Below are 12,982 nucleotides of genomic sequence, written 5' to 3' on the forward strand. Positions count from 1 at the left end.
GTCCTCTTTCGATGCGATCGGTGGGGAGGCGGGGAGGCACACGCCTCACGACCCCATTCATGCTAGTCGACGTGCGGGTCGCGCTCGTCACCGGGGGCGTCGCCGGCGTCGGAGACGGCCTCCTGCTCGGTTCCGCGCGCCAGCTCGGCACTGGCCGTGGCCTCGCGCATGCGCTTGCGCAGGCTCTTCGGGCTCGACTGCCGCTCGCCGAGCGCCCCGGGGGTCCAGGCTTCGACGTCCGCGTCGTCGTAGTCGCTCTTGGACGGCCGCCGCTTGAGCTCGGGGAGCACGGTGCCCGGCGCGAGCCGCCGTGCCGTGATCAGGAAGCCCGTGTGCGCGATCATCCGGTGGTCGGGGCGCACGGCGAGGCCCTCCACGTGCCAGCCGCGGACCATCGTCTCGCTCGACTGGGGGTGCGTGTAGTGGCCGGTCGCCCTGATCGCCTCCGCGACTCGGGAGAGCTGCGTCACGGTGGCGACGTAGCAGAGCACCACGCCTCCGGGCTTGAGCGCCTCGGTCACCACGTCCAGCGTCTCCCAGGGCGCGAGCATGTCGAGCACGACGCGGTCGACACTGGCCGGCTCGACCGCGGCGGGCAGCGCGTCCTGCAGGTCGCCGACGGTCACGGTCCAGTTGTCGGGGTCGGAGCCGAGGAACGTCGCGGCGTTGGCCTTCGCGACGTCGGCGAACTCGTCCCTGCGCTCGAACGAGAACAACCGCCCCTCGCTGCCGATCGCGCGCAGGAGCCACAGCGACAGCGCTCCGGACCCGACACCGGCCTCGACGACCGTGGCTCCGGGGAAGATGTCGGCCAGCGCCAGGATCTGTGCGGCGTCCTTCGGATAGATGATCGCCGCACCGCGCGGCATCGACATCACGAAGTCGTTCAGCAGCGGACGCAGCGCCAAGTGCTCGACGCCCGCGTTGTTGGTCACCACCGAGCCGTCGGGCAGGCCGATGATGGAGTCGTGCGCCAGCACGCCGCGGTGGCTGTGGAACAGCTTGCCCGGCTCGAGCGTGATGGTGTTCATCCGGCCCTTCGGCCCGGTCAGCTGCACCCGGTCCCCCACCCGGAACGGACCGGAACTGCGGCGATCGACGCTCATCGCGCTTCCTCCCGTGCCGCTGCGACCGCGGCGATGTCGTCGGCCGTGCGCCCGTCGAGCGACTCCCACAGCGTGTGCTCGTCGGACTCCGGCAGCGGGACGATGTGCGGGACGCCGATCGTCGTCGCCCCGGAGGCCACGGCGGAGGCCAGCCCGACGAGCGAGTCCTCGATCGCCACCGCATGGCCCGGTTCGATGCCGAGGATCTCCGCGGCGCGCAGGTACGGCTCCGGGTGCGGCTTGGGCTCGGAGACCTCGTCGCCGCTGACGATGACGTCGAACGCGTCGAACGGGATGGCCCCGACGATCTGCTCGGCCATGCTGCGGACCGACATCGTCACCAGGGCCGTGCGCACCCCGCGCTCGCGTAGCGACTGCAACAGCTCGCGGGCACCGGGCCGCCACGGGACGCCCTCGCCGGCCAGCTTCTCGCGCACGCGCTCCGTCAGCCCGTACACGATCTCGTCGGCGGGCAGCTCGACACCGCGCGACTGCAGGATGGCCGCGGAGGTCCAGAGTCCCTGCCCGACCAGCAGCAGGCCGTCGTCATGGGTCCAGGTGCCCCCGAACGAGCGGACGAGCTCCTGTTCGGACGCCATCCAGTAGGGTTCGGTGTCGACGAGGGTGCCGTCCATGTCCCAGAGGACGGCGGCCGGCATCGCGTGCGTGGTCAGTTCGGTCACGACCGGCAAGTCTATCGCGACGGGGTCGGGCCTATCCTGGATGGATGGCGCCCGACCGGTCGCCGACGAGAGGACGAGGAAGCCACGTGACTGACGCGAAGAACATCCTCGGCGGCCGCATCCTGGTGGTGGCCTTCGAAGGGTGGAACGACGCCGGCGAGGCGGCCAGCGGCGCGGTGAGGACACTCAAGGAGCAGCTCGACGTCGTCCCGATCGCCGAAGTGGACCCTGAGCTGTACTTCGACTTCCAGTTCAACCGCCCTGTCGTCTCCGACGACGACGGCCGACGCCGGCTGGTCTGGCCGTCGGCCGTGATGATGGGTCCCGCGCGACCCGGGCGCGTCGGGGATGCGCTCGCCGGCGACGCCGAACTCGATATCACCGGCGACAACGCGGGCAATATCTTCCTGCTGCTCGGCACGGAGCCGTCACGCAGCTGGCGCAGCTTCACCGCAGAGATCATGGATGCCGCCCTCGCCGAAGACATCGGAGTGATCGTCTTCCTCGGGGCGATGCTCGCCGACGTCCCGCACACCCGGCCGATCTCGGTGTTCGCGTCCAGCGAGTCGGCGGCCGTGCGCGCAGAGCTCGGCATCGAGCGCTCGACGTACGAAGGTCCCGTCGGCATTCTCAGTGCGCTCGCCGAGGGCGCGGAGGACGTCGGCATCCCGACGGTCTCGATCTGGGCGTCGGTGCCGCACTACGTCCACAACGCACCGAGCCCCAAGGCGGTCCTCGCGCTCATCGACAAGCTGGAGGAGCTCGTCGACGTCACGATCCCGCGCGGCTCCCTCGTCGAGGAAGCTGCGGCGTGGGAGGCGGGCATCGACGCGCTCGCCTCGGACGACGAGGAGATGGCCGCCTACATCCAGCAGTTGGAGCAGGCGCGCGACACCGTGGACTCCCCCGAGGCGAGCGGCGAGGCCATCGCCCAGGAGTTCGAGCGCTACCTGCGTCGCCGCGGCGACGGAAGGGACGGCCGGGACGGGCGGGACGGTCACGCCGGAGACGACCCCCGGCGCGGCTGACGCCGCGGTTCCGCACCCGATATCACCCGTGCGTCGCGCTCGGGAGGATCAGGCCGCGAGCACTCCGGTGGCGAGCAGGATCATCAGGAGCACGCCGAGCACGATGCGGTAGATCACGAACGGCAGGAAGCTGCGCCGGGAGATGTAACCCATGAAGAAGGCGATCACGACCAGGCCGACCACGAAGGCGACGATGGTCGCGACGGCGGTCTCGACCGGCCCGAACACCTCGGGCGTGCACGTGCCCGCCGCTTCGAGCGCCTTCGTGCACGGCTCCTTGAACGCTTTGTAGAGCTGGTAGAGCCCGCTGCCGAACACGGCGGGGATCGCCAGCAGGAACGAGTAGCGCGCGGCCGCACGTCGCTGGTAGCCCATGAACAGACCGGCGGTGATGGTGCCGCCGGAGCGGGACACTCCCGGGATGAGCGCGAGCGCCTGGGCGAACCCGAAGATGATGCCGTGACCCCAGGTGAGCTCCCGCAACCGCCGCGTCTTCGCACCCACCCAGTCGGCGATCCCCAGCAGGATGCCGAAGACGATGAGGGTCGTCGCGACGATCCAGAGCGAGCGGAAGGTGGTCTCGATCGCATCCTGGAGGAGCAGTCCGAGCACCACGATCGGGATGCTGCCCACGATGACGAGCCACCCCATCCGCGCGTCGGGGTCGTTGCGCGGCACCCGCCCGAAGAGCGACTGGAACCAGCGCGACACGATCCGCGTGATGTCCTTCCAGAAGTACAGCAGGACGGCCGCCTCGGTGCCCAGCTGGATGATCGCCGTGAAGCGCGCGCCGGGGTCGGCCCCGGTGCCCAGCAACTCCCCGACGATGCGGATGTGCGCGCTCGAGGAGACCGGCAGGAACTCGGTCAGTCCCTGGACGAGTCCGAGGATGACGGCGTTGATGAAGTCCATGTGCTCTTTCAGTAGCTGCGCAGGAGATCGCGCAAGACGGTCCTGCCGAACACTAGCGCGTCCAGCGGGACCCGCTCGTCGACGCCGTGGAACATCCCCGGGAAGTCGAGGTCGCTCGGGAGGCGCAGCGGAGCGAAGCCGTAGCCGGTGATGCCGAGGCGGCTGAGCGCCTTGTTGTCGGTTCCGCCGGAGAGCAGATAGGGCAGCACGGGCGCGCCGGGATCGTGTCGCTCGAGGGTCCCGGTGATCGCCTCGACGAGGTCGCCGTCGAACGACGCCTCCAGGCCGATGTCGCGGTGCAGGATCTCGATCTCGATGTCGTCGCCGACCAACTCGCGCACCTCGGCGAGGACGCGGTCCTCGTCGCCCGGCAGCGTGCGGATGTCGACGAGCGCCTCAGCGGTGTCGGGGATGACGTTGTGCTTGTAGCCGGCCTCCAGGAGGGTCGGGTTGCTCGTCGCCCGCAGCGTGGCGAGGATGAATCCTGCGGCGGTGCCCGTCCGCAGGACGACCTCGTCGGGGCCGACGCGCTCCGCGTCGACGTCGAGCAGGCGCGCGAGCTCGGCGATGAGCCGCGTCGTGGTGTCCGTGAGCTGCACCGGCCAGTCGCGGCGGCCGATGGCGACGACCGCTTCGGCGAGCTTCGTGATCGCGTTGTCGCGGATGAGCCGGGAGCCGTGCGCCGCGCGCCCTCGGGCGATCAGCTTGATCCAGACGAGCGACTTCTCCCCCGTCTGCAGCAGGTACGCGCGACGGCCGGCGAGGTCGATCGAGTAGCCGCCCACTTCGCTGATGGCCTCGGTCGCCCCCGCGAAGAGCTCTGGCTGCGTGTCCACGAGGAAGTGCGAACCGCGTCGGCCGCCGTCCTCCTCGTCGGCGAAGAAGCCGAGGACGAGGTCGCGCTCCGGCTGCTCCCCCGCGCTCAGGATGTCGCCGACCGCGGTGAGGATCATGGCGTCCATGTTCTTCATGTCGACCGCTCCGCGGCCCCAGAGCAGCCCGTCGCGGACGACGCCGCCGAACGGATCCACCGACCAGTTGCGCGGGTCGGCCGGCACGACGTCGAGGTGTCCGTGCACGACGAGCGCCGGCTTGCTGCGGTTGCGGCCCTCCACCCGGGCGACCACGCTGGTGCGCCCTGGGTCGGACTCGAACATCCGCGGGGCCAGTCCGAGCCCCCTCAGCCGCGCCTCGACGTACTCCGCCGCGTCGGTCTCCCCGTTGGAGCGGCCCTCGCCGTAGTTCGTGGTGTCGAACCGGATGAGGTCACGCGCGATGATGGCGGTCTCGTCGAGGTCGGCCGGGTCGGAGGCGGTCGCGTCGGAGGTGTCGGGAACGTCGGTCATGGCTCCACGCTACCGGGGGCCGTTCCGCCACGCCCGGGCTGCGCAACGATGTGAAACCGCGGCAGCGTTTCGTGCTAGTGTCTTTCTTCGGCAGCCGGAACCGCGGCGGCCGAAGAAACACCTGTCCGGGTGGCGGAAATGGCAGACGCGCTAGCTTGAGGTGCTAGTGCCCGTATAGGGCGTGGGGGTTCAAGTCCCCCCTCGGACACCGAACCAAGAAGGCCCCGATCGAGAGATCGGGGCCTTCTTGGTTTCGGTCACCGGCCGTAGTGTGTCCTGCATGGCGTCCCGCAAGCGCTCGACGGACAGTCTCTTCACTGTTCTGCTCGCCTTCGGCGCGAACATCGTCGTCGCCATCGCGAAGAGCGTCGCAGCACTGCTGACCGGCTCGGCGTCGATGGTCGCGGAAGCGGCGCACTCCTGGGCCGACACCGGCAACGAGGTGTTCCTGCTCCAGGCCGAACGCCGAGCGGCACGCCCGCGGGACGAGCTCCACCCTGGAGGCTACGGCCGGGAGGCGTACGTCTGGTCGCTGTTCGCCGCCGTCGGGCTCTTCACGGCGGGTGCGGTCGTGTCCATTCTCCACGGGGTGTCGGAGCTGGGCTCCGACGCGCCCGACACGGACTACCTCATCAATTACGTCGTTCTGGCCGTGGCGTTCGTCTTCGAGAGCATCTCGTTCCTGCAGTCGTACCGCCAAGCGAGCGCCACCGCCTCCCGGTGGGGCACCGGCACCCTCGAGCACGTGATCAGCACCTCCAACCCGACCCTCCGAGCGGTGTTCGCCGAGGACGCCGCCGCGCTGGTCGGTCTGGTCATCGCCTTCCTCGGCGTGCTGCTGCACGAGCTCACCGGCGACGCCGTCTTCGACGCGATCGGCTCCATCCTGGTGGGCGTCCTCCTCGCCGTGGTCGCGGTGGTCCTGATCGACCGCAATCGGCGCTTCCTGCTCGGCGAGCCGGCTCCCGACCGGGTGAACCAGGCAGCGCTGGCTCTGCTGCTGCGCCACCCCGAAGTGGAGCGGGTCACCTACCTGCACCTGGAGTACGTCGGACCGGAGCGCGTCTTCCTCGTGGCCGCCGTCGACCTGCGCGGGAACGACCGCGAATCGGATGTCGCAGAGGACCTCTACGCCGTCGAGCAGGAGCTCGAGCGCGACGATCACATCGCCGAGGCCGTCCTGACCCTGTCCCGTGCGGGAGCGCCGGCACTGCTGCCCCGTCCTGATCCCGACCCCGACCTCGACCTCGATAGCGGTCACATTCCGACCGGTTGAGGCGCCAGACTGGTGACATGGCCAGCACCGGTTCCCGCACCCTCCAGTTGCTGTCGCTGCTGCAGACCCACCGGTACTGGCCGGGCCAGGAGCTCGCCGACCGACTGGAGGTCTCGCCGCGCACCCTCCGCCGCGATGTCGAGCGACTGCGCGACCTCGGCTACCCGGTGGACGCCACCCGCGGCGTCGCGGGCGGCTATCAGCTCGCCGCCGGCGCCTCGCTGCCGCCGCTCGTGGTGGACGACGAGGAGGCCGTCGCGCTCGCGGTCGGACTGCGGACGGCCGCCCAGAGCGGGATCGCCGGCGTCGCCGACGCCTCGGTCCGTGCGCTCGCCAAAGTGGTGCAGGTCATGCCGCCCCGCCTGAAGCGGAGGGTGGACGCCCTGCGGGTGGCGACCCTCGCAGCCGAACTGCGCCCGGGGCCCGTCGTGGACGCCGAGGCGCTCACCGTCGTCGCTCAGGCCTGCAGAGACGAGGAGCGGATCACCTTCGCGTACGTCCGGCGCGACGGGGAGGCCTCCCAGCGCGCCGTGGAGCCGCATCGTCTCGTCTCGGTCGGGCGCCGGTGGTACCTCGTCGCCTACGACCTCGAGCGGCACGATTGGCGGAGCTTCCGCCTCGACCGCATCGCAGAGCCCCGGTCGACGGGCGCGCGATTCCGGCCGCGCACCCTCCCGGCCGCCGACGCGGCCGAGTACGTCAGGGACTCGCTGGCCGGCGCGGCCGACGCCCTCGTCGTCGATGCGGTGATCGAGGCGCCGCTCGCCGACGTCGAGCGGGCCATCGGCCGGTGGGCGGCGGTCGAGGCGGCCGGGCCGACGCGCACGCGCGTGCGGATGACGGCGGATTCGCCCGAGTGGGCGCTCTTCGGCCTCGCCGCCGTCGACGCGCCGTTCCGCATCGAGGGTCCGCGCGAGGTGCGCGAGCTGGCTGAGCGCTGGGGGCGGCGGTTCAGCGCCGCAACTAGACTCGTCAACCGATGACCCCCGCCGAACGCACCCCCTCACCCGCAGACATCAAGCGCTGGCGGCGGTATCTCGCCGATGAGCGCGCCGAGGCCGCGGTCTATCGCGACCTCGCCGGCCGCCGGGAGGGCGAGGAGCGGGAGATCCTGCTCGCCCTCGCCGAGGCGGAGGGCCGTCACGAACAGCACTGGCTCACGCTGCTCGGCAACCAGGTCGGCCGGCCGCTCCGGGGCGACATCCGCACGCGGATGCTCGGCTTCCTCGCCCGGCGGTTCGGCTCGGTCTTCGTCCTCGCGCTCGCGCAGCGGGCGGAGGCTCGATCGCCCTACGCGGACGACGTCGACGCCACCCCGCAGATGGCCGCGGACGAGCAGGTGCACGAGGAGGTCGTGCGCGCGCTCGCCGCCCGCGGACGCCAACGCCTCTCCGGCACCTTCCGCGCCGCCGTGTTCGGCGCGAACGACGGCCTGGTCAGCAACCTGGCCCTCGTGCTCGGCGTCAGCGCGAGCGGCGTTCCGACGCACGTCGTGCTGCTCACCGGTATCTCGGGGCTGCTCGCCGGCGCGCTGTCGATGGGCGCGGGCGAGTACGTGTCGGTGCGTTCGCAGCGGGAGCTCCTGGAGGCCTCCAGCCCGAACCCCGCCACCACCTCCGCACTGCCGCACCTCGACGTCGACGCCAACGAACTGACGCTGGTCTACCGCGCGCGCGGAATGGACGAGGCGGACGCGCAGGCCCGTGCGCGCGAGGTGCTGGCGACGCTCGGCGCCTACACCTCCCCCGTGGCGGTGCAGGGCACGCCCGCCGACGAGCACGAGGCCATCGGCAACGGCTGGAGTGCGGCGGTGTCGAGCTTCTGCTTCTTCGCCTCCGGCGCGCTCATCCCGATCCTGCCGTTCCTGTTCGGCCTGACCGGAACGGCCGCGATCATCACCTCCGCCGTGCTCGTCGGCCTCGTGCTCCTCGGGACCGGCGCTGTCGTGGGCCTGCTCTCCGGAGCCTCGCCGCTCCGGCGCGCTCTGCGCCAGCTCGCGATCGGCTACGGGGCCGCCGCGGCCACCTACCTGCTCGGCCTGCTCTTCGGTGCCACCGTCGGCTGAGGCCGAGCCGACACTCGCCGGGTCGTCAGCGCCTGCGGCGGTCGCCCCCGTCGACGCCGTAGACGATCGCACCGGCGAGCGGGATGAGCAGGAACCACAGCCAGCTGTACTGGTAGCCCCAGGCCATCCCGCTCACGAAGAACAGGATGACCGCGACGAAGGGCATGATCGACACGATCAGAAGGCCCCAGCGGTTGACCGACCGGCCGTGATCGCCGGGAGCGGGACCCGTGCTGTACGGCGTCTGGCCGTACGGGTTCGAGCCCGGCTGCGACGCCTGCCCTGCCGCGGCGGCCGGGCCTGCTGCCGCGCCGTGTTGCGCGGCGGCATCGTCGAGGTGCAGTGCTCCCGGCAGATCGGCGAAGAGCGGTGCGAGATCACCGCGTGTCACCGCCGCGCGTGCGGCGGCCGTGCGTGACTGCAGTTCGGCGTCGTTCAGCCGGCCCTGGCCCGCGTGCGCCTGAAGCGCTGCGACCGCGCGCTCCCTCTCGTCGTTGCTGAGGCGCAGCGATGCGCCGGACGGGTCCCCGAAGTCAGTCATGCGGCCCAGTATGCCAGTGTGCGATCGTCGCAGGTGAGGCGTACACTGGTCTTCGAACATATGTTCGAATCAGGAGGATCGCACTCATGACCGAGATCGACGAGGCGGTCGCCGTCTGGACGACGGAGGAGGGCGTCCCGACCCGCCTGGTCTGGCGCTCCACCCGGTACCGGGTGAGCGACACCCCGACGGTGTGGGCCGAGATCAGCACGTGGTGGCGACCGTTCGGCGAACACCGCTACGGGGTCGGCACCCTGCCGAGGGAGATCGGCGGCTGGCGGTTCCAGGCGACCAGCGAGCGCGGGGTGGCGCACGTGTTCGACGTGCGCCACGACGCCGACGACCGCAGTTGGCGCCTGGTGCGCATCTTCGACTGATCGGCTCCGGGCAGCGGGGAGCCGGCGCTTTCAGACGAGGGGGATACCGAGATCGCGGAGCAGCTCTGCGATGCGGGCCGGTGTGACAGGTGCCTTCCCACCGGTTCGCGTGGTCGACTCGGCGAGGTAGCGGAAAAGTCCGGCGAGGAGCGCAGCCAGAAGCCTGGCCTGCTCCTGGCGCGTCGACTCGTCCGCCCCCGGGTTCTCGTTGAGGAGCCGCAGCCGGAGGATGTCGGTGATCTCGGCCTCGATGAGCGTGAAGCGCTGCATCTGGCGAGCCATCAGTTCAGGATGGCTGCCGACGGCACGGATACGCGCGGCCACCTGCTCCGGCGCGGCGACCTGGGGCAGCACCACGAGGCGGAAAGCGTCGGGCAGGAGGGGATCGTGGGCGACGATGAACTCACGCGCGAACTGCTGGTCGACGACGGGGCCGGCACTGCCGATCACGGCGGCGTCCTTCGTCTTGAAGTGATTGAAGAAGGTGCGCTGGGAGATCTCGGCACGTTCGCAGATCATGTCGACCGTGACGGCGTCATAGCCCAACTCGTTCACCAGGGCCACGGCGGCGGACTCGATGGCCGCAGTGGTCTGGGAGCGGGTGCGGCGCGGCGCGGCGTCAGCGGTCGACATGATCCTCCTGAAGTGATTACTCGTAGCGTAGCGAGTCGATCGGGTTCTGCCTGGCCGCACGGCGAGCCGGGAGCACACCCGCCAGGAAGGCGATGAGCATGATCGCCAGGATCACGAACACGATCGCCTGCGGCTGGAACAGCAACAGTGTCAGCCCGGGCAGCGACGCGAGCGGTCCCGCCGCCGCGACGGCGCTGATGCCCGTGCCCAGGAGCATCGCGACGACCACGCCTAGCACGCTGCCGAGGAAGCCGATCACGATCGCCTCGGTGCTGAAGAGCGCGAACACGCGCCGACTGGACATCCCCATCGCCTTCATGAGCCCGATCTCCCTGGTGCGCTCCTGCACGCTCATGAACAGGGTGTTCACGATCCCGAAGGCGGCGGCGATCAAGGCGACGATCGCGAAGGCGTTGAGGACGCCGATGATCCCGTTGATGACCGTCTGGATGGTGCCCAGCTGGTCCTCGACCGTCTGCCCGGTGAATCCTTCGTCCGTCAAGGCGTGCTTGAGATCGTCGATGCGCTGCGCAGTCGGTTCGCCTGCCACATAGGCGATCGCGACCTGGTAGCCGGCACGGCTGTTCAAGCCGGCGCGCTGACTGCTGGAAAGGGCGTCGATCAGGGCGTTGTTGGCCCCGGCACCCGTCGCGAGCAGGCTGGTGCGAGCCACCCCGACGATGTGCGCGGTGACCGTCTGCGCCTGCCCCTTCGCGTCGGTGAGCCCGAGGGTGACGTCCGTTCCGACCGCCGCGTCGTCCGAGGCGAACCCGAGCGGTTGGACGTAGTCCTGCGGGAGCACAAGCTGGTTCGCACTCGACTCCTGGTCGAGCTGCGCCCCCGCCGCGAGGTCGGACTTGGTGATCGAGGACGTCGCATTGATCGTCAGCTGGTATTTGTCACCACCGTCATGCGCGATCCAGTCGACAGCGACCTGCTGCACCGGAGCGACCCTGTCGACGCCCTCGATGCCGCGGATCGTCTCCAGATCCGTCTCGGAGAGTGTTCCACCGCTCGCGCCGAGCGGGCTCGGCGCGCCCGCGCTGCCGGCGCTCGTGCCGCCGGCAGACGGGTCGTACTTCTGCGGCCCCGACCCCGCGGCGGTCGCGGCGCGTTGCACGAGCAGCACGTCCTGCGATCCCAGACTGGAGACCTGCTTGGTGACGTAGTCCGAGACGCCCGCGCCGAGCGCGGTGGTCAGCGTGAGGGTGAACGCGCCGACGAAGAGCGAGAGCACGGTGAGGATGGTGCGGGTCTTGCTGCGGAAGGCGTTGCGTGTTCCCGTGCGCAGCAGGTCGGTCGTCTTCACGCGGCGACCTCCTCGACCTGGAGGCCGTCGGCGATGGTGATCCGCCGGTCGCAGCGCGCGGCCAGGTCGGAGTCGTGCGTGACCACCACCAGGGTGATGTCCTTCTCCGCGTTCAGTTCGAACAACAGATCCTCCACCTGCTTGCCGGTCACGCTGTCGAGGTTCCCGGTCGGCTCGTCGGCGAAGATCACCTCCGGGTCCCCCACCAGCGCGCGGGCGATGACCACTCGCTGCTTCTGGCCGCCCGACAGCGCGGTCGCGGGATTCTTCGCCTTGTCGGCCAGGCCGAGTTGCTCCAGCGCAGCCATCCCGCGCGTGCGCCGCTCGGCGCGCGGGACGCCCCTGATCGTCAGCGGAAGGACCACGTTCTCGAGCACAGAGGCGGATGGGGTGAGGAAGAACTGCTGGAACACGAAGCCGAAGCGCTCGTTCCGCAGCAGGTCGACGGTGCGCTTGGACAGCGCGCCCGCCGAGCGGCCGTCCACGGTTAGCTCACCGGCGTCGGGCTTGTCTAGCAGAGCGAGCAGGTGCATGAGCGTCGACTTGCCCGAGCCGCTCTTGCCGACGATCGCCAGGCTCTCTCCGCGGCGCACCTCCATCGTCACCCCCTTGAGAGCGTCGAAACGGCTCTCGCCGCGGCCGTATGACTTGGCGAGATCACGCACGCTCAGGATCGTTTCCATCAGCTTTCCCTTCAATTGCAGTAACTGCACCATAGCATGCAGTTGCTGCAATTATCCGGTGAGAACATCAGGATCGACGATGCGTCAGCGTCGTGCATCCGCGCCACCGCCGGGGAGCCTCCCCCGCGACCGGCCTCCGGTCGCCTAACCTCTCTCCTCGTGATGGACGACGACCGCTACGGATCCGATGTGCTGGCGACCGACTGGAAGAACGCGGGTCGCACGGCCGTGCCGACCGTGGAGGCCGTCCGCGATCTGGTCGTCGAGGAGGCCGCGACCGGCTTCTGCGGCGCGATCGTCCGCCTCGAGGCACAGACGGTCGAGCTCGAGGACTACTTCGGCGCCAAGCGGGTCTTCCCCCTCGGCGCTTCCTTCCTCATCGACGGCAAGCCCGTGCGGCTGGTCGTCCCGAGCCGAGCCCCCGCCGGGCGCGGCCGCACCGCCTCCGGGTCGTTCGCCGTCGGGGAGCACAAGGCCCGGGTCGCTCGCGCCAGCAGGATCTTCGTGGAGGGCCGGCACGACGCCGAGCTGGTCGAGCGCGTGTGGGGCGACGACCTCCGGGTGGAGGGCGTCGTCGTGGAGTATCTGGAGGGCGTGGACGACCTGGACGCGATCGTGCGCGAGTTCGCCCCCGACCGCGGTCGGCGCATCGGCGTCCTGGTCGACCACCTGGTGCCCGGTTCTAAGGAGAGCCGCATCGCCGATCAGGTGGCGCGCGGCCCGTTCGGCGCCCACGTTCTGGTGGTCGGGCATCCGTACATCGACATCTGGCAGGCCGTGAAGCCGGCCAGGGTGGGCCTGGAGGCCTGGCCGCAGATCCCGCGCTCCGTTCCGTGGAAGCACGGGATCTGCGCCGCACTGGGACTCCCGCACGAGACGCAGGCCGACATCGCGCGGGCCTGGAAGCTGATCCTGGGCCGCGTGCGCACGTACGCCGATCTGGAGCCGGAACTGCTCGGGCGAGTGGAGCGGCTGATCGACTTCGTGACGGAGCCGGGGTAGCCTTCCCGGCACGAGCGGGGC

14 protein-coding genes and 1 tRNA gene are annotated in these 12,982 nt (G+C 70.4%); 7 read left to right on the forward strand and 8 right to left on the reverse strand.

Annotated elements, in window-relative coordinates:
• Nucleotides 1–62: 62 nt before the first annotated feature.
• The gene (locus tag JNB50_RS20440; protein WP_243768760.1) at nucleotides 63–1,106 is read right to left on the reverse strand and encodes a tRNA (adenine-N1)-methyltransferase; all 1,044 of its coding nucleotides are present in this window, start codon (nucleotides 1,104–1,106) and stop codon (nucleotides 63–65) included.
• Nucleotides 1,103–1,765: an HAD family phosphatase gene (locus tag JNB50_RS20445; RefSeq protein ID WP_208042073.1), complete on the reverse strand. Its 663-nt coding sequence runs from the start codon at nucleotides 1,763–1,765 to the stop codon at nucleotides 1,103–1,105. The genes JNB50_RS20440 and JNB50_RS20445 overlap by 4 nt, the downstream gene beginning before the upstream one ends.
• A 110-nt stretch (nucleotides 1,766–1,875) precedes the next feature.
• On the opposite strand from JNB50_RS20445, the gene JNB50_RS20450 reads away from it, so the two are divergent.
• Entirely contained in the window at nucleotides 1,876–2,817 is a 942-nt protein-coding gene (locus JNB50_RS20450; RefSeq protein ID WP_208041992.1) for a proteasome assembly chaperone family protein, read from the forward strand.
• Nucleotides 2,818–2,865: 48 nt separating this feature from the next.
• Here the strand turns inward: JNB50_RS20450 and JNB50_RS20455 are convergent, their stop codons facing one another.
• Both JNB50_RS20455 and JNB50_RS20460 read right to left on the reverse strand, forming a co-directional pair.
• Complete coding sequence (locus tag JNB50_RS20455; RefSeq protein ID WP_208041993.1) at nucleotides 2,866–3,729, reverse strand: undecaprenyl-diphosphate phosphatase; 864 nt, start codon at nucleotides 3,727–3,729, stop codon at nucleotides 2,866–2,868.
• A gap of 8 nt (nucleotides 3,730–3,737) precedes the next feature.
• Entirely contained in the window at nucleotides 3,738–5,075 is a 1,338-nt protein-coding gene (locus JNB50_RS20460) for a M20/M25/M40 family metallo-hydrolase (RefSeq protein ID WP_208041994.1), read from the reverse strand.
• A gap of 123 nt (nucleotides 5,076–5,198) precedes the next feature.
• Here JNB50_RS20460 and JNB50_RS20465 point away from each other — a divergent pair.
• The 4 genes from JNB50_RS20465 to JNB50_RS20480 all read left to right on the forward strand — a co-directional run bounded on the left by JNB50_RS20465 (nucleotide 5,199) and on the right by JNB50_RS20480 (nucleotide 8,416).
• Nucleotides 5,199–5,283: transfer RNA gene (locus JNB50_RS20465), tRNA-Leu, on the forward strand.
• 72 nt (nucleotides 5,284–5,355) lie between these two features.
• The gene (locus JNB50_RS20470; RefSeq protein ID WP_208041995.1) at nucleotides 5,356–6,351 is read left to right on the forward strand and encodes a cation diffusion facilitator family transporter; all 996 of its coding nucleotides are present in this window, start codon (nucleotides 5,356–5,358) and stop codon (nucleotides 6,349–6,351) included.
• Between the two features lie 17 nt (nucleotides 6,352–6,368).
• Nucleotides 6,369–7,334, forward strand: coding sequence for a YafY family protein (locus tag JNB50_RS20475; protein WP_208041996.1), 966 nt, complete (start codon nucleotides 6,369–6,371; stop codon nucleotides 7,332–7,334).
• Complete coding sequence (locus JNB50_RS20480; RefSeq protein WP_208041997.1) at nucleotides 7,331–8,416, forward strand: VIT1/CCC1 transporter family protein; 1,086 nt, start codon at nucleotides 7,331–7,333, stop codon at nucleotides 8,414–8,416. Before JNB50_RS20475 ends, JNB50_RS20480 begins: the two co-directional genes overlap by 4 nt.
• Nucleotides 8,417–8,441: 25 nt before the next feature.
• Here JNB50_RS20480 and JNB50_RS20485 read toward each other — a convergent pair whose 3' ends face one another.
• Nucleotides 8,442–8,957: a DUF1707 domain-containing protein gene (locus tag JNB50_RS20485; RefSeq protein ID WP_208041998.1), complete on the reverse strand. Its 516-nt coding sequence runs from the start codon at nucleotides 8,955–8,957 to the stop codon at nucleotides 8,442–8,444.
• An 86-nt stretch (nucleotides 8,958–9,043) separates the two neighbouring features.
• Between JNB50_RS20485 and JNB50_RS20490 the strand changes: the two genes are divergently transcribed.
• Nucleotides 9,044–9,334, forward strand: a complete 291-nt coding sequence (locus JNB50_RS20490) for a DUF6504 family protein (RefSeq protein WP_208041999.1) — start codon at nucleotides 9,044–9,046, stop codon at nucleotides 9,332–9,334.
• A 30-nt stretch (nucleotides 9,335–9,364) separates the two neighbouring features.
• Here the strand turns inward: JNB50_RS20490 and JNB50_RS20495 are convergent, their stop codons facing one another.
• The 3 genes from JNB50_RS20495 to JNB50_RS20505 are packed head-to-tail and all read right to left on the reverse strand — an operon-like array spanning nucleotide 9,365 to nucleotide 11,959.
• A complete protein-coding gene (locus JNB50_RS20495) occupies nucleotides 9,365–9,967 on the reverse strand; it encodes a TetR/AcrR family transcriptional regulator (protein WP_208042000.1) in 603 nt (200 codons plus the stop codon).
• 16 nt (nucleotides 9,968–9,983) lie between these two features.
• A complete protein-coding gene (locus tag JNB50_RS20500) occupies nucleotides 9,984–11,276 on the reverse strand; it encodes an ABC transporter permease (RefSeq protein ID WP_208042001.1) in 1,293 nt (430 codons plus the stop codon).
• Nucleotides 11,273–11,959: an ABC transporter ATP-binding protein gene (locus JNB50_RS20505; RefSeq protein WP_208042002.1), complete on the reverse strand. Its 687-nt coding sequence runs from the start codon at nucleotides 11,957–11,959 to the stop codon at nucleotides 11,273–11,275. The genes JNB50_RS20500 and JNB50_RS20505 overlap by 4 nt, the downstream gene beginning before the upstream one ends.
• Nucleotides 11,960–12,121: 162 nt before the next feature.
• Between JNB50_RS20505 and JNB50_RS20510 the strand changes: the two genes are divergently transcribed.
• Nucleotides 12,122–12,961, forward strand: a complete 840-nt coding sequence (locus tag JNB50_RS20510; RefSeq protein WP_208042074.1) for a DUF3097 domain-containing protein — start codon at nucleotides 12,122–12,124, stop codon at nucleotides 12,959–12,961.
• The last annotated feature ends 21 nt before the right edge of the window (nucleotides 12,962–12,982 follow it).

It is taken from the genome of Leifsonia sp. TF02-11, assembly GCF_017565305.1.
GTDB lineage: Bacteria > Actinomycetota > Actinomycetes > Actinomycetales > Microbacteriaceae > Leifsonia.

Bases quoted from the DNA above. Each gene is read 5' to 3' on its own strand.
- JNB50_RS20440 (WP_243768760.1), bottom strand. From the start codon at position 1,106: ATGAGCGTCGATCGCCGCAGTTCCGGTCCGTTCCGGGTGGGGGACCGG.
- JNB50_RS20470 (WP_208041995.1), top strand. From the start codon at position 5,356: ATGGCGTCCCGCAAGCGCTCGACGGACAGTCTCTTCACTGTTCTGCTC.
- JNB50_RS20475 (WP_208041996.1), top strand. From the start codon at position 6,369: ATGGCCAGCACCGGTTCCCGCACCCTCCAGTTGCTGTCGCTGCTGCAG.
- JNB50_RS20480 (WP_208041997.1), top strand. From the start codon at position 7,331: ATGACCCCCGCCGAACGCACCCCCTCACCCGCAGACATCAAGCGCTGG.
- JNB50_RS20485 (WP_208041998.1), bottom strand. From the start codon at position 8,957: ATGACTGACTTCGGGGACCCGTCCGGCGCATCGCTGCGCCTCAGCAAC.
- JNB50_RS20460 (WP_208041994.1), bottom strand. From the start codon at position 5,075: ATGACCGACGTTCCCGACACCTCCGACGCGACCGCCTCCGACCCGGCC.
- JNB50_RS20495 (WP_208042000.1), bottom strand. From the start codon at position 9,967: ATGTCGACCGCTGACGCCGCGCCGCGCCGCACCCGCTCCCAGACCACT.
- JNB50_RS20445 (WP_208042073.1), bottom strand. From the start codon at position 1,765: ATGCCGGCCGCCGTCCTCTGGGACATGGACGGCACCCTCGTCGACACC.
- JNB50_RS20505 (WP_208042002.1), bottom strand. From the start codon at position 11,959: ATGGAAACGATCCTGAGCGTGCGTGATCTCGCCAAGTCATACGGCCGC.
- JNB50_RS20490 (WP_208041999.1), top strand. From the start codon at position 9,044: ATGACCGAGATCGACGAGGCGGTCGCCGTCTGGACGACGGAGGAGGGC.
- JNB50_RS20510 (WP_208042074.1), top strand. From the start codon at position 12,122: ATGGACGACGACCGCTACGGATCCGATGTGCTGGCGACCGACTGGAAG.
- JNB50_RS20455 (WP_208041993.1), bottom strand. From the start codon at position 3,729: ATGGACTTCATCAACGCCGTCATCCTCGGACTCGTCCAGGGACTGACC.